The sequence below is a fragment of the Halorubrum amylolyticum genome (genome assembly GCF_004114995.1).
Lineage (GTDB): Archaea > Halobacteriota > Halobacteria > Halobacteriales > Haloferacaceae > Halorubrum > Halorubrum amylolyticum.
In genome coordinates, this window is sequence record NZ_SDJP01000029.1 from 12,936 (window position 1) to 34,657 (window position 21,722).

Genomic DNA, 21,722 nt, shown 5'->3' on the forward strand with positions numbered 1-21,722 from the left:
GCGACATGCGCCAACCGACGCGACTGATTCGTGACTCAGTTGATCGACTAAAATTAGAAGTCTCTCTTCCTGGCGGCCGATATCAACTATCGCTAGATGACAGAGCCATCATCGTACTCACGGATGGGTTGGGACTCACCGAACGCGACACCGTACCTGAGCCGTTTGTCCCAATCTTCGTGGCAATGGGCGACGCTTGGTTCCCAAACCAGCGTGACGTAGATGCTATCATCGATGACCTCTCAACTGATGGAACTCTCAATCCAAATGAGCGGTCGGCGTTGATCTCCTATGTTACTGACTCAAATATCGCTGAACGGAACAGTGAGCGAGTTCAGACAGCAATTAACCGCTCACCGATTGGTGATGAAGTCTCTGCTGAGGACCTCCAGATTGTTGACCTTCCATCTCTCCCTGATTCACTGAAAGCCGATGAAACCGGGGGCAAATCAGACAACTCTGTGGAGGCCAAGCAAGAATCGACAGCACCTGAAGAGCCGACGAGGACGGAATCTGAGATCGTCTCTGAGCTGGAGCGTATACCAGGTATTGGACCACAGAGAGCGAATCAACTCGCGGAGGGAGGTGTGACTTCTCTTGAATCGCTTGCCGACTCACGGCCCGGGTATCTTGCTGACATCGAGGGAATCACTGAGGGCGTTGCTGCCGTCGCCGTCGAGGGGGCTCGCGAAATTGTTGGACGAACCAAGCCCGCTGACGAGCGGCTTCATGACCAAACAGGTGTTTCAGAATCCGTATTCGACCCTGCTCTCGCATCGCTTGCTGCTTCAGGCGTTCCAGCATCCGAAGCGGTTCCAAAACTCCGGCTGCTGTACGGGCCGACTGTCGCTGATATTGACGCCGTCACCGGTCAACAGGCATACTTTCTCTACGAATCGGGGTATCAAACCCCGTACGATATCATACAGGCGTCTCAAGAGGAACTGACGGACGTGTATCAGGTCGGATCAACAACCGCAGCGGAAATTCGATCGGCTGCCCGTTCCATGCTCGACACACAGTAGTCACGCCCGACAAGAGAATGTTCTTCCGATGGCAGCCAACAGTCAGCGGTTGAAGGAGAGCACTCCTTGGTGGTTACGGGTCAGTGAAACGCTCGCGTGGTACAACGATCGTATCTGAATACGTCGCCCCCATAACAGCTAACAACTATTAGACATATCTACCGATATGCCAACTGAATCGGTCAACGGGGCGGAGTTGTACTACGAATCAGATGGAGACGGAGTACCGGTTGTCTTCCTCCACGGCGTATTAATGAGTAGCCGATTCTTCATCGAACAGCAGCCGCTCAGCGACGAGTGTCAGGTTATCACGCTCGATTTTCGAGGACACGGGCGCTCCGAAAAGACCGAAACGGGCCATACACTCCCACAGTATGCCCGTGACCTGGAAGCGTTCCTTGACGCACAGGATCTTTCTGACGTTGTCCTTGTCGGGTGGTCGATGGGATCGCTTGTGGCGTGGGAGTACGTCCGCCAGTTTGGGACAGACCGGTTCCGGGGCTTCGTGAGCGTCGAACAACAGCCACTCGACCTTGAACAGGAGGATTACGAGCACGGTGTATTCGGCTTTGACGAACTTCGTGGACTCATGGAGCTCGCACAAACCAACCCACACGAGTTGGCGTGGTCCCTTATTGACGAGATGCTCGTGGATGAACCAGATTCTGTTGAACAGATGCTCTTCGATGAGATCACACGAGTTCCTCCCTCAATCACGAGCGCAATTCTCTTCGACCAATCAGTACGCGACTATCGGGAGGCGGTCCCCGATGTGGATGTTCCTACCCTCGTGTGTCTTGGTGAAGACGAAACGATGCTAGAAAATGGTGGTGTCGAATACGTTGCCGACAATACACCTGACGCTCAGCTTGAACGCTTCGCCAATAGTGGTCACTGTCCGTTCCTTGAAGAGCCTGAGCAGTTCAACCACGTCCTTTCGTCGTTCATTACAGCACGCTACTAATACTGTGTCCAGCACACGAGTCAGCGTCTCATCGCTCGGACACAGACGACTTCGAATCTAGAGTTCGGGATCATGCGAAGAGCATGGCGCGTAGTGAAGGAGAACAGCGCCTCATCGACCACAAAACTAATGTTTGTAGAACATATATTAAGACTTGATTATGCTCAAAGGACATTACAATTCAGCAGGGACAAGTATTGAATACGGTGCTGCTGACGACCTCTTTCCCGTTGAGGAACTGGATGCGACCGTCCACCAGTATCGGGATGCTCAGCTCGCACTTGCCGACGTCGACGGGGCAAGCGTGATTATCATCGCTCCGACGAACCTCGCGTCCAGTTACCACCTCACTCAGCATGCGCTCACTGCGATTCCCGTCGAAAGTCTTCCACCCGCGATCCAGACGCAAATCGCCGACACGATCGACGCCTCGCTAGAGGCGTTCAACTTCATCCAGATCGGCAAATGGAACAGCAATAGCCCGAACCACTCACTCGGCGAATTCGTCGACGCCTGACCGTGGACGTGGCGACACACAAGAGTGCCCCAAGCAGCCTAAATATGGCTGCTATGAAACGGAGCTACCAACCCACACTTTTCCATAAGAGCCATAGTTGAGTTACCCATGGATTCAGATCGAACCCGTGGGATCCTCTTGGGGTTGGCGTGTGGAGATGCGCTTGGCCGACCGGTTGAGTTCTCGTCAGCATCCTCAATTGCGGCCGAGCACGGCCAACTCAACGAGATGATTGGCCATGGGACGTGGAACCAGCCGGCGGGAACAATCACCGACGACACTGAGCAGGCGCTCTGTATTGCCCGTAGTCTTGTTGAGCAGCAAGCGTTCGATCCAGAAGATATCGCGTCTCGATTTGTCGATTGGTACGACAGTAATCCATTCGATATCGGCCGGATGACGATGAAGTCGTTGAGTCGGCTCAAACACGGCGACGACTGGAGCGAGGCTGGCCAGCACGTCTGGGAGACTAGTCCCGAAGGCCAAAACGCAGGCAATGGGAGTGTGATGCGGTGCCCACCGCTCGCGATACCATATGCAACCGACTGGGAGCGACTTGTCACAGTGAGTCGACAATCCTCACAGATCACGCACGCAGATCCACGGTGTACCTACGGTTGCGCCGTTTTGAATCTCACACTTGCTGGCCTTCTTAACGATGTAGACAACCCGTTACAGGACGCTCTCAATTACGTCGACGCAAGCGCCCCGGATGAACTGACTGCCGCGCTTAGGCCACTGGCACGTGGCGATCAACCCGATCTGCTGGAAACATCGGGTTACGTGATCCACTCACTCCAGACAGCACTCCACGATGGGCTACATACCGCAGACGCCGAGGAAGCAATTGTGACAGCCGTCAACCGAGGTGGAGACACCGATACGATCGGCGCAATCACAGGTGCTATCGCAGGTGCCCGATTTGGCGCGTCTCAGCTCCCGGACCGGTGGTTGACAGCGATTGACGAGGCAGACGAACTCGAAGCACTAGCAATGGAGCTTGACCGACCAGAGGAATGAACTAAACCACCCAACGTCATAGGCAGACCCGAATGGCCGTCGACGACGATACCGGATCAGAAAATACGGAACCCCAGAAGTCAGCATGGTCTGTGTCTCGACTCAACGACGAAATTGCTGCCACTTTGGAATCCGCCGCGGAACGGTTCCCAACGTACGTTGTCGGCGAAGTATCCGATGCGACAGCGAAGGGCTACGGGACGTTCTTCACGCTCCGAGACGTCGACGGCGAGGAAACGATCCAGTGTATTGTGTGGTCGTCCTATCGCGACCGCATCGACGAGAACATCACCGAAGGTGAGGAGGTAATCGTCCGGGCAAACGTCGATTTCTACGCCGAAGGCGGCCGGACACAACTCAACGTCAAAAACTACTGGCCGGTCGGCGATTCCGATCGATCACAGAAGTTGGAGGCATTGCGTGCCGAACTCAATGAGGAGGGCCTCTTCGATACCGACCGGAAACAGCCACTTCCACGGTTTCCCTCAAACATCGGCGTCGTCACCTCATTGACTGGGTCTGCCCGAGAGGACTTCCGTGAGTCCGCGTGGGGACGCGCACCCGGAGTGACGCTCACCTTCTTTGGGGCGACCGTTCAGGGCAAGAACGCCGCAGCATCGATTGTCGGGGCGCTCCAACAGGCAGACCGAGATCCGGACATCGACACCATCGTCGTAACGCGTGGTGGCGGCGCAGACGACACGCTGTGGTGTTTCAATGAAGAGCCCGTCGTCCGAGCAATCGCGGACTGTGTGACCCCAACAGTCGTCGCTGTGGGCCACGAAGACGATGAGACCCTCGCCGAAGCGGTCGCAGACAAGCCAGCAATGACACCGACAGATGCGGGGATCGTAGCGACACCTGAGATGAGCACCATCCGAGAGCGGGTCGAGACCATCGAACGTCGGCTCCAAATCGGGTACCAAACAGTCGTCAGCGAGCAGCTTGACGCGCTCAATCGGCGGATCGAAAACGCCGTTGTGGGACTTGAACGGGCAGCAGAAACTCGGCAGGCACGTATCCAGCGAGCAGCCGATCTCGAACAGCGGATCGATACCGCCTACACGACACTTTCAGCATCACGCCTCGATGCGGTCGACGACAGAATCGAGACGGCACTCCAAGAGATCGAACACGCGGCGGAGACAGAGGCCGTTACAGTACGGGCAGCGCGGGGACGCATTGGCGGGCTTGAGACCCGTATTGATCGGGCGTACGGGACACATATCAATCAAGAAACTGAAGCGCTCGAGCGCCGGATCGAAAGCGCGTATCGGGACATCGAGACGGATACAGACGTCCAAGAAGCCAAGCAGGAAGCCCGCCAGCTTCGGATAGTCATCCTGGTCCTCGTTGGGTTGCTACTGCTCGGTGTCGCACTATGGGCGGGTGGAATTCTGTGAGCACAACAGGGTATTCAAGCACCCCGCGAATAACTATCGACCATGAGTGAGGCTGAGGTCGACATCGCCGAGACAATCGATCGACTTGAAGAAATCGCTGAGACACTCGAAGATGGAGAGGTTGATCTCACCACAGCGAAGGAGCTCCGCGAAGAGGCAGACGACCATCTTGAGGAGCTTTGTGAGGCGCTGGACGTCGGCGACGGTGACATCATTGAGATCGACGGTGAGGCCGCCGAGTTAGAGAGCGCCGAGTGAGTTTTCGGACGTTTCCGGAAACGGAGCGTTTCCACAATCAAAATCGGGAGACGTCGACACTATAGAAGAAGCGATTCAACGGCGATGAGGAGCTTTCTGGAACTGACCCGGTGAGCTTTTTATAATCTGACCGGAAATTACTCTGGCAGAAACAAATGATCCGTGATGCTCGCGTCCTCCGTGCCGGGTTCGTCCCTCGAGAAGTCGAGCATCGCGACGCCGAAGTCAACCACCTCTCGAGCGTTCTCGAACCGATCACGAACGGCGAGCCGGCTGACACGGCCATCGTCACCGGCCCGAGCGGTGTCGGTAAAACCTGTGTCTCGAAGTTCGTTACCGAACGGCTCCGCGAGGAAGTACTCGACGTCGAGGCCACCTACGTGAATTGCTGGCGAAACTATAGTCGCTTCCGAACGCTGTACCAGATTCTCGACGACATCGGCGCGACGATAGACATCCATCGCCAGTCGACACCTCACGACGAGCTCATTGATCGGCTCCAACAGTACGACGGTCCTCGAACCGTCGTCATCCTCGACGAGGTCGACCAACTCGAAGACCCGAGCCTCATCTACGACCTCCACAGTATGGAGCAGTTCGCGGTGATCTGTATCGCGAACAAAGAAGAAGAACTGTTCAGCCGCGTCGACGATCGGCTTGTGAGTCGGCTGCGCTCCAGCGAACACGTCCGGATGGACAAGTACCACAACGAGCAACTCTACGACATTCTGAGTGCTCGAACGAAATGGGGGCTTGAAAACGGCGTCATCACCGACGAGCAGCTTTATCAGATCGCTGATGCCGCTGCTGGTGATGCCCGTCTCGCGATCGGGATGCTTCGCAGCGCAGCCAGCACGGCTGATCGCGAAAATTACGAGGACATCACCAACGACATTCTCATAGACGCTGCCGAAGATGCTCGGGCACAAATCAAGCAGAAGAGCCTCGATTCACTCACGCCGCACCAGCGGGTCGTCTATGATATTGTTCGCGACCATGGCCCGCTTGGACCCAGCGAGATTCACGAACGCTATTCCGTGGAAGTCGATGATCCGCGGACGAAACGGACTGTGCGGGCGTATCTGTCTAAGATGACCCAATACAACCTCCTCGAGGCGGAGGGGACGAGTCGGGACCGAGAGTACTCGCTCGTCGATTCGGCAGCGGCGTCACCGATACAGTGACCGTGATGCCGTCAGCTATCCCGAACTGAACCTGCCGAGGCCCGATTGTCGGTGGTTCCAATCAGGACGGTTTGCTCGCGTACGGGCGTACGTGATACAGATTTTTCAGATTCGCCCGACTTTCTCGCCGAATAACACGTCTCGGAAGCTGAGGCTTGGATTTCAATCGTCTTGCTCGTCAGAAATAAGATCCAGAGAGTAGCTAATGGCCTCCTCGGTGCGATATGGATCTATCGAAGCTTTCCGCTTAACCGCGTCTCCATGCGCTAACGGATTCTCGAGTACTGCCAGTTCATACGACCCGTCCTCGCTGGATCCATCATACACTCGATAGAGATAGAACCGTTCTTGATGGGTCAGAGCTTGTTGGACCTGGCCGTCATCCAAAGTTACGTATCCCTGTTGACTTGTACTGCTTTTCACCTCGATATATCGATCTATGAGGGTTCTGTCAGGGTCTGATTCGAATGCCTCTTTTCGTTCCTCCGTCTCAAAACTCAATACGTCACACCCATAGCTTTCGCTTCCTTGGATATGTGAAACGAGGATTGGGAAACGACCCGCGTCAATTTCGAACCAGTATGCGAGTTTTTCGGCCCCTTCAGAATCGGGTACATCGTATGTTCCCGATGTCGACCGACTCTGTGATGTCTGCGATGTGCGGCGAATCGTGATGGATCTTCCCTCAACCGTTTCGAAGCCCTGTTGCTTTGATGAAACGCCTTCTATCGATTCGTCGATGCCAGATTGTGCTGTCGAAGCAGGTGTCTCATCGGTCGGCTGTTGTGAATTGACAGCCGTTCCGTCACGCGAGGGACTATCTTCCGATCGATCTCTTTCTGTTTTCTTCGTTCGATCCATTCCGTCTGTGACTTCAGGCGCAGTGAAAACCGAGTCCGACTCTTCAGAGGTCTCACCTGTGAGGAGCGCTCTAGATTCACGTAAGCGTTCATACGCGGATTCGTCACCTAAGAGCACCTCCAAACGCTGACGCCTATCATTTGCCGTTGCGAGCGAGAGAATATCCTTGCTCAGCTTCTTATCGAGGACATCTGAAAAAACATCTCCGACCAACCGAGCAAGATGGTCATCAGTCACCTGTGGCCTCCCGTCGAGAATATCGGGCACAACATACACTGCCGAATCGTCAATGAGGTACGATCCTAGTTGAAGTTCGATATCGAAGGTATCGCCACCAACTGATACAGTCGCCTTTACCGCGTTACATAGGACGATTTCTACATCGCGTATCGCCCGTAGCTCCCGGCGATTATCGTCGCCATCAACTCTGAAGGCGTAAATGAACGGCTTCAACTCTTCAACCTCCTGCGAAAACTCGTCCATATACAGGTGGTGGTCGTAGTCGACGTCTGAGATGTTGATATCAGAGTTTGTGAGCCCCTCTACGCCGAAGAACTGTTTCACCTTCTCAGTACCTTGGCGGTTATCGAGCATCAGTGAGGAGTATCTGTTCTCAACTGGCGCAGGAATTGAGTCGGTGTTTGTGTATCGCAGCTCCGACACCGGATAGTATCCTTCGACTCCCTCGTGAGTTCCGAACATTTCCCCATTTTCGATGAAATCAGCACGCAGAGATGCTGGTGGAGCCTCGTCACTTTCACGATTCTTTAGCAAGGTTCGATAGACCCGCTTTGCCACCTTTCCGTCTGGATCGCGATCAGGAAGGTTAAACAGGATTTCGTAGAACGATTCCCACGAAAGATCGGCGAGTGTATTCGTTACACCCAGGTCTCGGAGCGTTTTGGAGATATCAGTTTCGTCAACACCCAGTTCGGAGAAGAGCGGATATTCTGGATCTACTGCCGGATATCCAACTAATGGCGAGATATCCTCCGCTAACGATGCAGTCGAGCAGGTCTGTGGGGTCTGAAGATTAGTCTCTTCACCTTGGACAGGAAGCCACTGGCTCGTTCGGAGAATCCAGTAAGGGTGGGAAGGTACAGACTGCTCGTTAAGTGATTTCCAATTTTGGTGGTACTTGGGTTTGATCTCAAGTATCGCGTCTGATCCATTCTTCCGCCAGCGATTGGTCGTCTCTGGAATCGTCGCAAGCCACGCGAGTATCGCATACGGATGTGCGCTTTCGACGATCTCCTCAAGTCGGTCGACTGTCTCGACCCTTCGTAGCCGATAATTCCGTGTCGACGTAACGTCATTCGGGGTTTCTTTTGTTTCACTCCCGAACTCAGCTGGATAGTCTAATGTCTCGAGGACGTGGTCGAAGAAGTCAGAATTACTCATCTCACGTCGCTCTAATCGCGGCTCATCGGCGACACCCAACCAAAGCAAGAACGACTCTAGCTTGCTTACATCGTCAAAGAAGTCTAATTCTGAGGGACTTACGACGAACAGCTCCTGATCTACTGACTCATACAGATGTTCGACCAATTTGCCGTTGGGGTACTCACCCGTTAGATAGAGAGAGCTGGCCTTTGCGAAAGTCCCGGTACGTGTCGGAATAACAATCGAGATTTCTGTGAGGCTCACCCCCTTGGCACCGGCTTCGTAAAGGTCCCACAGCCCACGTAGCATCTTCCGGCGCCAATGTGCCTCTGAGTCCGGATTCTGAGAAACGCGGTCGTTCGCTTCGGTGACAACCGCTTGGACTAGCCCTGAAAGCTCGTACTCACGAATATTAAACGACGATAGCTTCATTCGCAGATCTCGAATACTGGTCAATCCCCAGCTTGACTGCAGCTTTGATGCAAGATCAGGGTGAAGAATATCTCTTGGAACCCATGAGGGGAGTGTAATCGACTCTCCCTGTGGTGGGAGGAAAGTAGTTCGTTCAGGCGGAATTGTATTCCCCTCGCCATCAACCAGAAGACGCGGTGGAGTCTCGTCTCCAATGAGATTATTATCGACGAGACGGGTGATGATGCCTGCTCGGGTTGTCATAGAAAGGTCGCTTGAAATAGTATCAAGTCGCGTTTGTAGGTCTGTGTAGTTGATGTGCCCAACGTCTAAACGATCCAGCTGGTTCTTCACATCCTGACTGTTCGTGTGAAGACAGACATCGTCGAATAACTCTCCTTGGAGTAGGTCGTCAAAATCACCGGAAATTCGCTTTGCCTTCGCGGGTGTTGTAAAGGAACCATCCTGCACTGGGATGAGTGACCGCGTAGCAACTTCTGACTCAAGTAACTGCTCGAATGAGCTTTGGACTTCATCTGGTGCTCCGAGGTTGTTTAGCGTAGAACCGATTGGTCCTGTGGGTGAAACTGTACGGAGAGCGGCCCACGGGGTTTCTTCAGATCGGTGGTCCTCCGCTGCATCAATCATCTTCGACGCTAATCGTTCAGCGACAAATCGATTCGCATCGCTCTCTATCAGGTGATTTCGTGATTCTGTCACCTGAAACGTGGCGTGCGCCAACATCGGAAATGGGAACGAGACCTTGGTAGGGAAGAAAACAAAGAGATCAGATGGTAGCTCCTTGCTTCTGATATCCTCTGGTATAGCGATTTTAATCTCGTACCGATCTTTGGTTTGCGAAGCGGTGGTATATTCCTCTGGAATTTCCCCTGAGTCCTTGAATATTTTCCACGTAGTCGGTTCGCCGCTGCCGTGGTCAACAATAACCTCCTCTTCCCCGCGTTTGACACTCCAGTGCTCTTCTCGTTCCGGACTGCGAATCCGAAGATCATCTACGCTCCGCAGGAACAGCGTGAGCTCTTTGAATAGGGAGTTGATCTCCTTCTGAACTTGGTTTCGACTGTCGCTGTCAAACAGAGGAATACAGATTACAGTGTCGTAGCCTCGACCCTTGATCTGCTGGCCTTGTTTGTGGACTTCCTCGAAACGTGTATCTACAACGTCGCTCTCTGAGAGAAGTCGTGGCGTGCTCAGCGTTGCGATTGGATTTGGGGTTCCCCGCTGCTCGTATCGCTTAGCTTTCCTATCAATTTCGTCGTTTTCAGCACGGAGTTTGTTTAAATACTCAGCTGCGAACTGTTCCGAGAATCCGATCGATACGTCTCCGCTGTGTATGAGCACGTCCGAACTCCAATTCAAAATAGACCGGAATCCAAGTCCCTTGTAGCCGATACATTCCTCCCGGAATTGTTTCGGGCTATTGTCGCTGAGCATTAACGAACTGATTCCCTCACGGGAGAAGGGCTCCCCACTATTAGCAACGAATAGGCCTTCCTCTGTCAGTTCTATTAGAACGTCAACCGAATCGGACGATTCCCAGCCGGCGTCGTCAGCGTTCTGGATGAGCTCCAGTAATCCACGACCAGAATATCCGTCAATATGCTTTGTCTCTCGATTATAGTCTGAAAAGAGTCGGTCTTCGTCCCGATGGTACACGTCTTCCATCTTCTGGAGTTGGTCTTCCACCCAACTCCCCCACTCTTCAGGCGAAGTATTTGTCATACATTCAGACAATCGGGCGAGGGGGTTTATTCGTGTTGACCAAGTTCCCTATTGATCGGCTTTCGAGGGCCGGGAGCACGGATGGTCGCACCGATATAGAAGAACAACTAGACGAAGGGTCATCTTGCGGGGTCGCTGAACTTATCAACCTCAGCGTTTACCCTGCTCTTTAGTGTGCTAATTGTTCTAAACGGGCTCATTCCGACCTGAACTCGCCGAGGCCCGATTGCTCGTGGTCCAGCGGCTCGATGACCTGGGGATCGTCGTTGCCGGGGTTGTTGACCCGCGTCGAAATCTCGTAGGCGTCCAGATCGTCTTTCGGATACGGCTGGCACAGTTCCTTGCGGGTGTCCGAATCTGCGGCGAGCCAGTCGGATTCGGCGTCCCTCGGGAGGACGACCGGCATCCGGTCGTGGATGGAGTTCATCAGGTCGTTCGGCTCCGTCGTGAGAATCGTGACGCACGAGATCGTCTCATCGTCGCCCTCCCAGACGTCCCAGAGCCCGGCCATCGCGAAGGCAGGGTCGTCTTCGCGGTAAATCCGGTAGGGCTGTTTCGACCCGCCGTTCGGCGATTTCCACTCATAGAACCCTGACGAGGGGACGAGGCAGGGACGTGATTCCCACGCTCGCTCGAAGACGCGTTTCTCGTCGGCCGCCTCGGAGCGAGCGTTGATGATGCCCTCCTCGAACTCGTCCGCCCAGAACGGAATCAACCCCCAGTGGTAGGCATCGATCTCGTCTGGAGCCTCGTTCGTGACGATGTGGAGATCGTCGCCAGGTGCGATGTTGTATCGGGGTGTGTACCCGCCGTCCGCGACGACCTCGGCATCGAAGCGGGCCTCGAGGTCTGCTTGGTCGATGAAGAGCGAGTTCCGGCCACACATACATCCGGGTCCGCCCGGGAGAGTCTTCAACGTATCTGGAAATGTGGACGGCTGATTCTGTTGCATCCCTCGTTTGACGGTGGATTTGGGATGATCGGTAAGCACAACATACACTTTTACTGTTGTATCGGGTGTAGAGAAGATTGATGCCGGAGATTGATCGAGGGTCACTTCGTCGCACACTCCAGAAGATGGACGAGTACGAGTGTGAGAATTTAGTCGCCGATCTCTGGGCACAGCGCGGTTGGCAAACGCAGGTAACCAGCAGATCAAGAGATCTCGGAATCGATATTGTTGCTCGAAAATCTTCGCCTATTTCTCAAAAGCACCTGATTCAAGTGAAACGGTATGAATCTGGTAACAAAATTGGAAGTTCTGATATCCAGCAGTATGGGAGTCTCTATCGACAAGAGTCTAATGTAGATGCCGTAATCGTCGTGACGACAAGTTCATTCACTGAACCAGCCCGTGCGATCGCACAGGAATTGGAAATAAAACTCATCGACGGAGCAGACCTCACTGACCAGATTCTTGATACTTGGGGAGAATGGGTCACTGAATATATTCACATCCCTACTAAGTCAGAGGAAGACACTGACTCAGAGACAAACACAGATACGGGTTCCCCTGATTCAGATGAATCTAATATAAACACTTACTCAGTATCGGAGTACTCTGAGTCTCAATCTAGCAATTCGAATTCTGCGTCTGCGTGGCAACAAGGACCAGATTCTACACCTATCTTATCCGTCCCTCAAGAGCATCTTCAGAAGTGGAGACAGCCAAGACAATTCCTTTCTGTTTTCATATTTATAATCTCATTTTCCGGAGGTCTGTGGCTCTTTGTATCTGTATTAAATTTGGGAACAATTGCATCGGTACTGTTGGGCCTTGGTGTTGGTATATTAGGATTCCATCCGTCTTTAGCTAAGAGAGAAACCGCGTGACAGCAGCGACTTATCGAGGCTTCTTTTCGAGAGGAATGAGGAGGCGGCAAGTGTGCACCAAGACGCCTCCTCATCAAGAATCATGCGTCGGCTCACTACACTGTTTCCCTCCGAGTTCCTCGAAGAGCACGCCGAGGAACTCGGCGTGGTCGAGCGTAAGGGGAAGCTTCAGATTCCTGTTCTCGTGTGGGCGCTCGTGTTCGGCTTCGCCGCAGGCGAGAGCCGAACACTCGCCGGGTTCAGACGCTGCTACAACTCGACAGCTGATGAAACGATCTCTCCCGGTGGCTTCTATCACCGGTTGACACCAACGCTGGCGGAGTACCTCCGCGACCTCGTCGAGCACGGCCTCGACGAGGTCGCTGTTCCTGACACCGTTGACGCTGATATCGACCGATTCAGGGACGTGATGATCGCCGATGGAACGGTATTGCGGTTACACGAGTTCCTTTCTGATGAGTTCCAAGGCCGTCACGAGGAGCAGGCTGGAGCGAAGCTCCACCTGCTCCACAACGCCACCGATGAGACGATTGAACGGATCGACGTAACGGACGAGAAAACGCACGACAGCACGCTGTTCAAGACGGGATCGTGGCTGCAAGAACGGCTCGTTCTGTTCGATCGAGCGTACTTCAAGTACCGCCGCTTCGCGTTGATCGATGAGAACGACGGCTACTTCGTGAGTCGGCTGAAAGAGAACGCGAATCCGCTGATAACGGAGGAATTGCGGGAATGGCGCGGCCGCGCCATTCCCTTGGAGGGCAAGCAGATCCACGATGTGGTCGATGATCTCTCGCGGAAGTACATCGACGTAGAGGTCGAGGCGGAGTTCAAGCGGGGCCAGTACGAGGGGACGCGGTCGCTGGATACGAAGCGATTCCGCGTCGTCGGCGTCCGCGACGAGGACGCCGACGACTACCACCTCTACATCACGAATCTGCCGAGAGAGGAGTTTTCCCGGCGGATTTAGCAACGCTGTATCGGTGTCGGTGGGAGGTAGAAACGCTGTTTCGTGAACTGAAGACGCAGTACGAGTTGGACGAGTTCGACACAAGCGACCCAGATGTAGTGAAAATTCTGCTGTATGCGGCGTTGCTGTCACTGCTGGTGAGTCGTGAGCTGTTGGATCTGGTCACCGAGCAGGCCGATGACGAGATCGTGTTTCCACCGGAACGCTGGGCGGCGACCTTCCGGTCGCACGCCCAGCTCATCCTCCATGAACTCGGTGAGTATCTCGGTTACTCGCCACCGCCGTTGCTGGAGCGGCTGATCGAGGACGCCCAGAAGATTCACCAGCAACGACCGATCTTACAGGAGACGCTCGCTACCGCTACACAACCGAGGTGTGAGTCTTAGCTAAAGACGAATGATTAGGATTCATCCTATTTGTGTTTGCCAGTTACAAATTACTTGAACTGGTTTATCCTACAAAGCACCCAGAAAGTTAGGGTCGGAGAGTATACAACTGATACACAATCTACAGAACCGAGAAGGCTCTGAATCGTGCGGTTAGAGCTCGGTCGGCGGCAGAAGCTCACAGAGAACAGCTGCTTGTTCAAGAAGTGCGTCGAAGAGCCGTTCAGTCGGTCGATATAGCGCGTGGTGTTCATCAACAGAGTATGGGGTTTTCTCATCATCTGTGTGTGAGAGAAATTCGCACTCGAGAAGAGGAGCAAGGGTAGTATCCAGCGCAGTTCCGGAACAGCCGGATTCGGCTTCAAGAGTGTGTCGAGGGAACTCAGAAAGGAACCGCGTACAGCAACTCAGGACGTGAGCACGTCGATCAGCGAATAGTTCGTTGAGCGCAGTACGATGGGTGCGTGTCCAATACTCATCGAGTTTGACGTATGTGCGAACGATAGGGGAAAGCTCGTTCAAGGAACCATTAGCATGGACGATGCCAAGATCGTTGAGCGCATGTTGGTCTTTGGTGTCCAGAGACTCGCCGAGAGGATGGAGAACAGTTTGAAGCGCATCGTGGTACCGTGAAGTGAGGAATTCACCGGCAACAACGTGGGCGTTCACGATATTTCGAGTTGGGTGCATTGACTCGTGGTGATCGGGATCTCGGTGGTCGACGTGGGTTTGTGGGTAGCTCATAGAGCACCTCTTCCAACGTGGCGTTGAGCATTAACATACCGAGCAGTCAGGCTCGAGACTGTAGCTGTGAAGGATTAACCAACACACCGCCGTCAATACGGCCGGATGTTGGTTAACACGGAGAACGCTGGATTCGGGAACTATTCTCGGAAACGGGATCCAAATAGAGACTACTCGGGACTGTACCGGGATTGGAGGGGATCAAGTCGAGTTCCCTGAAACGCGGAAGCGACACGCCGCGGCTTATCGGGAAAGTAGACCTCTGGTGGAGTATGGGAGAACATTCAACGTCGAACCGATTGGCGGTGGATCAGCCGACACGGGGAGCTGACCGTAATCGGTCCCTCGCTGACCAGGCCGATCCGGCTACGGACGAGATGCTGCTGCCGTCACTCGACGACGGCATTACGTTGCTCGACGTAGACGGCGGCCGTGGCGTCCCAATCCTCCAGTCGCTCGTGCTTGACCATCTCCTGTTACACGATGGGCCCGCCTTCTGGGTTGATGCGAACGGCCACGCGACGACGACGACGCTGGCTCAGATCACACCGAGCCAGCGGTTGCTCGACCGGATCCACGTCGCCCGCGGATTCACCGCGTACCAGCACTACGGCGCTGTCGACGATCTCCCGACAGCAGTAAACCAGGCCATCCAGAAATCGACCGCTGTCACCAGCACATCCGATCGACAGTCAATGGGTCAAGACGATGACTCGTCTCCACACACCCCGTCGCTCATCGTCGCGCCGGCCGTCGACGCCCAGTACCGCAGCGACGAGACGCTCAGCGAGCAGCACGCAGAAACACTACAAGCGAGAACTCTCGCTCGGCTAGCGACGTACGCCGACAGCTACGACGTCCCGGTACTCGTGACTCGGAGTACGATCGATGAGTTCACAGCATCGGTCGCGACGGCCGCCAAGCACCATCTCGAGTGTGAGCAAACCCGGATGGGGCCGCGACTCGTCGGTGACGAGTTCGAGACACTCGTCTATCCCGTCGACGACGGTTCGTACTACCAGACCACGTTCGCCTACTGGCGACAGCTACTCGCTGCGCGGGCGACGCAGGTTGGCCTGGAACCGGCGACACCCTCGTCGTCGACGTCGACTCCGGCAGGTGTCGGAACAGGCGTGACTGCTGACGGCGAGACGACGTCGCTCACCACGAGTCCGCTCCTCGATGCGTGGACGGCACCTGGGGGGCGCTAACAATGGGACGCACGAACCCGACATATCGGGATGCGCTGCGGGCTATCGAAGACCGCTGGGCGGAGTTCCGACGGGCGCTCCGTCGTCGCGACCAACCACGCTTCGACCGACTGTTCGAGTACGCCCGCGAGCACGCCGACGCGAGCGGGCTGTTGAACCACCAGAATCCGCTGGTGCCGGCGCTGTTCAGCATCGATCTCGAACAGGAGGCCACATTAGAAGACCACGAGGAACGCCTCGAAGTGCTCGAACACCGGCTCAACGAACAGAGCACCGATGCGCAAGTATCCGATGAAGAAACCAGCGAGCCACCCCAATGAGTACACTCGCGACGATCGCATTCGACATCGAGACGACGGGGTTTTCGACGACTGACCAACTGACCGTCGTCGGCTTCGATGCTGAGATCGGCTCGCGAGTGTTCCTCAATACGGACGGGGGTGCGTGTGCCTCAGATATCGAACAGCACGTGAACGAGCACCTCACCACGCCAGTGACGCTCTCTGTTCACGACGATGAGGACGCGCTGTTGGACGCCGTCAAGACGTTCGTCGACGCCACGATCGCACAGCGAGACGTCAAGCTCGTAGCCTATAACGGCGAAACCTGGAAAGGCGGATTTGATCTGCCATTTCTTCGAACGCGGCTCAGTCATCACGGACGCGAGTGGCCGTTCGCTGAGTTGCCGTACATCGACGTGATGGAGGTCTTCTCCTCACGATTCAATACGAGTGAGAACAGCCTCACAGGAGTGTATGACGAGCTCGTGGCTTCCGGCCACGGTACAGTCGATCCATTTGAAGAAAGTAGCGAGGCCGTCGACGCGTGGCAGACTGGTGATTTCGAAGCGGTTGTACTCCACAACATCGCCGATATTCGGCGTACGCGAGCGCTAATGGACGTTGCGGAACGGTACTGCTCGAAATCAGACTTTTCGATGAAATCGCTTGACCCAGTGATTAGTGAAGGGTGAATGTACAAAAACTGTCGAGGGCCTCGTGGCGATTTACTTACTATATTTGTCTTCAAGAGCGGCTTCTTGCCGAGCCAGTATTTTGACACCCTCGCGGATCCCTTCGGTCAACACGATCCGTCCTAGCTCTGTCAGTTCGTAGTACGAATAGGTCTCTTCAGTCCCCGTATTCGGATCGCGTCGGTTCTTGATGAGTGCGACATCCTTGAGCGTCCGGAGCGGATAGTGGAGCGCATTATCTTCCTCACCAAGTACCATTGACAGTTCGCTGGTGCTGAGTTGATTATTCTCCGCAAGCGCTTCAAGGATCAGATATTGCTTGGGCTTAGACGCCACTTCGTACATCTTCAAGTAATCGTCAAGATCGAACAGGCTGTCTTCAGGGAGTTCAGCGTCAAGGTCGAACCCGTTATCGCCCTCGTTAGAGTCGTCACGCCGTCGGAGCGAACCGCCGTCAGGAATTGACGTTCGGTCGGGCGAGTTAGTCATATAAGTCAGTTGGTCCCCTACCATCTTAAAATATTTTACTATGGTTGCGGCGAGACCATCCAACTATTTGATCCATCGAGGTGGGTAACTCACAATGGAAGAGCAGTTGATTGTGCTCTGAAAACACGGATCCTGTACCGGTAGAAGAACCCGTGCCGACAAGGCTTCTATGGCGGATTTTCTGCGTCGTTGATCCCATCGAATGTTCCATTCGTATAGGCGTATCGCCACCGTTGGAGAATCGCTCGCGTCACAAGGCTTGTTTCAGACACAGCAATACAGGATGGGTCAACGGGACGGCTCGGAGCATCGGGGGGTGAATGGAAGTGTCGTCGCAGCGCGTCGGGTTTCGGATGACAGTCGAACCGAAAATTTTGATCTCGGTCATCCGTGTAGTGTGCGGCGTAGTTCCCGGTGAGACTCCACCGGACATCTATCCGCGCTGTTGACGCCGCTCCGACGCCGTCGGATAGTTCAACGGAAAGTGTCTGTGGATTCAGGGGGTCGTCTAATGACGCCGCTTGGACCAGCGGCTCTAGTTCCACGAACAGGTCCCGTATTTCCCGTAGTGCCCCGGCGTCGATGGGACCAAACACCTCAGACTGCTCGTCTGGCTGAATATGGTGGGCGGGGTCTCCGTCGTCGGTCATACGACGATGGATGTATCGCCGTTACCATCGTCATCCGTGTCCGTGCCAGTGAGGTGACCAGTTTGGCTCACCTCACCGATCGCGAGTGTTGCCTGTGCGAGCGCGAGGTTACGTCGCGTCGTTTGCCATTCTGTGAGAAGTGCACCATGCTCGCTGTCGGCGTCGCCGATATCCAATTCTCGGGCGAATTTTTCAGGTGAATCAACACCGTATTCCTCGCGCCACGCCTGTATCTGCGCCTTCATATCAGCGATGCCGGACGCGATCTCTTCGGGCGTCCGTTCCGCGAGGAGCGACTGGGCGTGTTCGGTGACGATAGCCGTTTCCGACCGTCGGTAGTGCGTCGTCTGACCGTTCTGAGACGTCGTTACCTCACCAGCGCTCTCGAGCGTTCGCAGGTGTTTTCGCGCCGTGGTCGGTGAGACGCGGGCGCGCTCGGCGATCTGTGCTGCAGACAGCGGATCGTACACACGAGAGATGACTTCGTACACTCGTTCAAAGGGCGTCGTCTCCTCGATCCATTCCTCCTCGACGACATCGTTCACGTCACGGTGTTCGGTGCCGCCATCCGGGCTCACTCGGTGGGGTGGGGACGGCTCTTCGGACATTATGTGCCAACCAACGGGAGAGCGGTATAATAATCTGTGGGGCAGTATATTGTTCACCGAATTCAAGATATGGAGGACTGTCCATAGCAGTCTTAACCAACACCATCTGTGAAACGGCCGTTCTGTTGGTTAACGCGCTACCGGGGGTTCAGCTAACAAACTCGGAAACGATTCTGGAAGTGGGGTTAACAGAGCGAATCCGCGAGAGTCCGCTGTTTCTGTCTAGGCGATCTCCATTCCCTGAAATCCGGAACAGACACACCGGCGATTATGCGAGATTTCGGTGTATAGAATGGTAGGTGGGTGACTTACGCAAATGACGTTCACGATCGATTTCCTTGACGATGGTCGCGTTCTTGAATGGGAAGCGACCGATGATGGCGCCACCATGACCGAACGCGACGACTACACTCCCCGTTTCTTCGTCGCAGCACGTGACCCTGACACCGACATCGATCTTACACAACTTCATTCACGATACGAACGGCACCCTGACGTCGTCACGACCGAATCCGTGTCGCGGCGCTCCGGCTTCAGGCGTGACGACGAGCGCGCTCTGGCTGTCGACGTCAGCCATGTCGACCGCGTCACACCGCTTGCGCGACAGGCACACCAACTGTCAGCGTACCCCGTTGGAGATCTCGCCTGCTTCAACGTCGATTTCTCACGGGAGTTTCGCTACTGTCTGGAGACGAATCGCGATCCAACGCCGGCGGCGGAACTGTCGACGCTCCGGCTCGGTATTCCAGTGACCGAGACAGGCCAAGACACGTACAGCGAGCTCACAATTGCGGGCGAGACTGTAACCGGGTCAGCAGGAGACATCCTCACCACCGTTCAAGCGGCGATCGAGACACACGACCCAGACATCCTCGTCTGCTCGACGAGCGAGATCGTCCCGACGCTGTACGAGATGGCGACGGCTGCCGGCGTCGACGACTTCTCGCTGAGTCGGTGGCCGGACGTCGACTACCAGCAGCTTGCGAGCCGGTCGACGTACGCGAGCTACGGCCGCGTCGGCCACTCGCCGGCGCGGTACAACGTGCCCGGCCGGGCGATCATCGACGAGTCGAACACGTTCTTCTATGGAGAGACGAACCTCGATGGCGTCCTCGACCTCGTGTCGCGATCGAAAAAGCCCGTCCAAGAGCTCGCATGGGCGTCAATCGGGAACGTCCTCACCGCGATCCAGATCTGTGAGGCCCACGACCGCGGCGTCCTCGTCCCATGGAACTCCTGGCGCCACGAGTTCTACAAGCCGATGGGGACGCTCCACGACGCCGACCGCGGCGGCTTCATCTTCGCGCCCGAGGTCGGCCTCCACGAGAACGTCCACGAACTCGACTTTTCGAGTCTGTACCCGAACATCATCTGTACGCGGAACGTCTCACCGGACGTCATTCGGTGTGACTGCCACAGCGACCGCAAGGACGTCCCCGGCCTCGGATACTCAATTTGTGACGACCAAGGCTACCTCGTCGACGTCCTCCAGCCGATCATCGACGCTCGCGACGAGATCAAGGCGGCCATCCATCGCGAGAAGGAACGGAACGACCCCGACAACGACCGGCTGGCGGAACTCAAGGGGCGGTCGGGTGCGCTGAAGTGGATTCTCGTCGCCTGCTTCGGGTATCAAGGATTCAGCAACGCGAAGTTCGGCCGTATCGAGTGCCACGAGGCAATCAACGCATTCGCTCGTGAGATTCTGCTGACGGCGAAACAGCAGCTGGAGAACGGCGGCTGGCGCGTCGTCCACGGCATCGTTGACTCCATCTGGGTAATCCCGGACCCCGATGTCGACGACGATGATCGCGAGGACCTTGAGACGCTCGCGACGGCGATCACGGAACGCGTCGAAATTCGGCTCGAACACGAAGCCCACTACGACTGGGTGGCGTTCGTGCCGCAGCGCAAGAGCAACGCCGGCGCACTCACGAAGTATTTCGGCAAGGTGGCTGGCAACGACGATTTCAAGATCAGAGGGATCGAAGCTCGCCAGCGGTCGACCCCATCGTTCATCGAGGACATCCAGCGGGACTGTCTCGAACGGTTCGACGCGACTCGATCTCCGGACGCCGTACTCGACTGTCTCCAAGACGCCATCAAGCGCCTCCACGCTGGAACGGTGCCGGTCGAGCAGCTCGTCGAACGGAATCGTGTCTCCAAGCCGCTGGAGGGATATACGCAAAACACCCAGAATGTGGCGGCGCTGAAGCGGGCTCGCGATCAAGATCTCGCTGTTCATCCAGGCCAAGACATCGAGTACGTGGTCGTCGACGACGAGAAAAGCTCGCGAGAACGGGTCGCGTTGGCTCACGAGGAGATCGAGTCGTACGATGCGTCGTACTACGAGACGCAACTTATCAGAGCTGTCGAGAGTGTGCTGTCACCGCTTGGCTGGGATCGGGCGGAGATTCGTCGAGAACTCACGGAGACGCGGGTCCCGAAGTTGGCAGCGTACACGAGCACAGAGAACAGTTAACCAACACAGCGGAGTGGGTTTGTTGGTTACCTAAGATCCCTTTGAGGTCGAACCCCCACACCCCGTGTGCGATATGAAATTGCGAAGATGGTGGGAGGGGTGATCGGGGAGAGAGACCACGAAGTATCGGGAATCCGCGATTTTACGGAGAAGAGGTCTCAAAGACATCGATATCAAGACAGGCTATATTTTGGAAACCTTTACATAGCCGCTCTGTCAACCATAGCCGCAATGGGGCTAAGGTCGGTTGAAACGAAACAGTATGTTTCGTGATATAACCGAACTTGTCCGGGGCTTTATTCCTTCGTGAGCTGAACGTCTCTGTCGGTTTATCGTCTTCTCGTGGACTCTCTCACTGAATACCGACATCTTTGGATGGTTCGTCCGTGCCTACCTTCTCGTCAAATTCATATCGCACACGGGGTGTGGGGGTGACTTATCGACGAGATCAGACTCTACTCGGGATATTCAAGAGATATTTTTCGGCACATCTGGTCGAGAATACGTCCAGTGTATGTGTTTACCCCGAGGTCTCGACAGCCGGCACAGCGTGAGCCCGTGAGATAACCTCATTATTGCTGACGACTCGACGAAGTTCTTCGTATGG

The 21,722-nt window shown here is 55.2% G+C and carries 19 protein-coding genes; 14 read left to right on the plus strand and 5 right to left on the minus strand.

Annotated features, from left to right (window positions below; genetic code table 11):
* Positions 1-5 precede the first annotated feature (5 nt).
* The 7 genes from ESO89_RS15255 to ESO89_RS15285 all read left to right on the plus strand — a co-directional run bounded on the left by ESO89_RS15255 (position 6) and on the right by ESO89_RS15285 (position 6,371).
* Positions 6-1,025 (plus strand): helix-hairpin-helix domain-containing protein, encoded by a 1,020-nt coding sequence (locus ESO89_RS15255; protein WP_128906310.1) that lies wholly within the window; start codon positions 6-8, stop codon positions 1,023-1,025.
* A gap of 166 nt (positions 1,026-1,191) precedes the next feature.
* Entirely contained in the window at positions 1,192-1,989 is a 798-nt protein-coding gene (locus tag ESO89_RS15260) for an alpha/beta fold hydrolase (RefSeq protein WP_128906311.1), read from the plus strand.
* Positions 1,990-2,149: 160 nt separating this feature from the next.
* Entirely contained in the window at positions 2,150-2,506 is a 357-nt protein-coding gene (locus ESO89_RS15265; RefSeq protein WP_128906312.1) for a hypothetical protein, read from the plus strand.
* 108 nt (positions 2,507-2,614) lie between these two features.
* Positions 2,615-3,526 carry an ADP-ribosylglycohydrolase family protein gene (locus ESO89_RS15270; RefSeq protein ID WP_128906313.1) on the plus strand — a complete coding sequence of 304 codons (912 nt, stop codon included), beginning with the start codon at positions 2,615-2,617 and terminating at the stop codon, positions 3,524-3,526.
* 32 nt (positions 3,527-3,558) lie between these two features.
* On the plus strand, positions 3,559-4,929 hold the full coding sequence (gene xseA, locus ESO89_RS15275) for an exodeoxyribonuclease VII large subunit (RefSeq protein ID WP_128906314.1): 1,371 nt from the start codon (positions 3,559-3,561) through the stop codon (positions 4,927-4,929).
* A gap of 42 nt (positions 4,930-4,971) precedes the next feature.
* Positions 4,972-5,187: a hypothetical protein gene (locus ESO89_RS15280; RefSeq protein ID WP_128906315.1), complete on the plus strand. Its 216-nt coding sequence runs from the start codon at positions 4,972-4,974 to the stop codon at positions 5,185-5,187.
* Positions 5,188-5,342: 155 nt separating this feature from the next.
* Positions 5,343-6,371, plus strand: a complete 1,029-nt coding sequence (locus ESO89_RS15285; RefSeq protein WP_128906316.1) for a Cdc6/Cdc18 family protein — start codon at positions 5,343-5,345, stop codon at positions 6,369-6,371.
* Positions 6,372-6,533: 162 nt separating this feature from the next.
* On the opposite strand, the gene ESO89_RS15290 is transcribed toward ESO89_RS15285, so the two are convergent.
* The gene (locus ESO89_RS15290) at positions 6,534-10,769 is read right to left on the minus strand and encodes a DUF3883 domain-containing protein (protein ID WP_128906317.1); all 4,236 of its coding nucleotides are present in this window, start codon (positions 10,767-10,769) and stop codon (positions 6,534-6,536) included.
* Positions 10,770-10,965: 196 nt separating this feature from the next.
* Positions 10,966-11,655: an SOS response-associated peptidase gene (locus tag ESO89_RS15295; protein ID WP_128906318.1), complete on the minus strand. Its 690-nt coding sequence runs from the start codon at positions 11,653-11,655 to the stop codon at positions 10,966-10,968.
* 191 nt (positions 11,656-11,846) lie between these two features.
* Between ESO89_RS15295 and ESO89_RS15300 the strand changes: the two genes are divergently transcribed.
* Genes ESO89_RS15300 through ESO89_RS19235 form a run of 3 tightly spaced genes read left to right on the plus strand, consistent with a single transcriptional unit; the run spans position 11,847 to position 13,958 of the window.
* Positions 11,847-12,602, plus strand: a complete 756-nt coding sequence (locus ESO89_RS15300) for a restriction endonuclease (RefSeq protein WP_164932818.1) — start codon at positions 11,847-11,849, stop codon at positions 12,600-12,602.
* 52 nt (positions 12,603-12,654) lie between these two features.
* Complete coding sequence (locus ESO89_RS19230; RefSeq protein WP_277750276.1) at positions 12,655-13,572, plus strand: IS4 family transposase; 918 nt, start codon at positions 12,655-12,657, stop codon at positions 13,570-13,572.
* A complete protein-coding gene (locus tag ESO89_RS19235) occupies positions 13,479-13,958 on the plus strand; it encodes a transposase (RefSeq protein ID WP_277750277.1) in 480 nt (159 codons plus the stop codon). The genes ESO89_RS19230 and ESO89_RS19235 overlap by 94 nt, the downstream gene beginning before the upstream one ends.
* A gap of 153 nt (positions 13,959-14,111) precedes the next feature.
* On the opposite strand, the gene ESO89_RS18655 is transcribed toward ESO89_RS19235, so the two are convergent.
* A complete protein-coding gene (locus ESO89_RS18655) occupies positions 14,112-14,702 on the minus strand; it encodes a hypothetical protein (protein ID WP_164932815.1) in 591 nt (196 codons plus the stop codon).
* A gap of 272 nt (positions 14,703-14,974) precedes the next feature.
* Between ESO89_RS18655 and ESO89_RS15310 the strand changes: the two genes are divergently transcribed.
* From ESO89_RS15310 to ESO89_RS15320, 3 genes are read left to right on the plus strand one after another with little or no spacing between them, the layout of a single operon-like run.
* On the plus strand, positions 14,975-15,913 hold the full coding sequence (locus ESO89_RS15310) for a P-loop NTPase family protein (RefSeq protein WP_128906324.1): 939 nt from the start codon (positions 14,975-14,977) through the stop codon (positions 15,911-15,913).
* Positions 15,914-15,915: 2 nt separating this feature from the next.
* Complete coding sequence (locus ESO89_RS15315) at positions 15,916-16,233, plus strand: hypothetical protein (RefSeq protein WP_128906320.1); 318 nt, start codon at positions 15,916-15,918, stop codon at positions 16,231-16,233.
* Positions 16,230-16,886: a ribonuclease H-like domain-containing protein gene (locus tag ESO89_RS15320; protein ID WP_128906321.1), complete on the plus strand. Its 657-nt coding sequence runs from the start codon at positions 16,230-16,232 to the stop codon at positions 16,884-16,886. The genes ESO89_RS15315 and ESO89_RS15320 overlap by 4 nt, the downstream gene beginning before the upstream one ends.
* Positions 16,887-16,919: 33 nt before the next feature.
* On the opposite strand, the gene ESO89_RS15325 is transcribed toward ESO89_RS15320, so the two are convergent.
* Positions 16,920-17,375: a MarR family winged helix-turn-helix transcriptional regulator gene (locus ESO89_RS15325; protein WP_241686256.1), complete on the minus strand. Its 456-nt coding sequence runs from the start codon at positions 17,373-17,375 to the stop codon at positions 16,920-16,922.
* A gap of 646 nt (positions 17,376-18,021) precedes the next feature.
* Positions 18,022-18,570, minus strand: a complete 549-nt coding sequence (locus ESO89_RS15335) for a DUF7342 family protein (protein WP_128906326.1) — start codon at positions 18,568-18,570, stop codon at positions 18,022-18,024.
* Positions 18,571-18,949: 379 nt separating this feature from the next.
* Between ESO89_RS15335 and ESO89_RS15340 the strand changes: the two genes are divergently transcribed.
* On the plus strand, positions 18,950-21,115 hold the full coding sequence (locus ESO89_RS15340; RefSeq protein ID WP_128906323.1) for a type B DNA-directed DNA polymerase: 2,166 nt from the start codon (positions 18,950-18,952) through the stop codon (positions 21,113-21,115).
* Positions 21,116-21,722 lie beyond the last annotated feature (607 nt).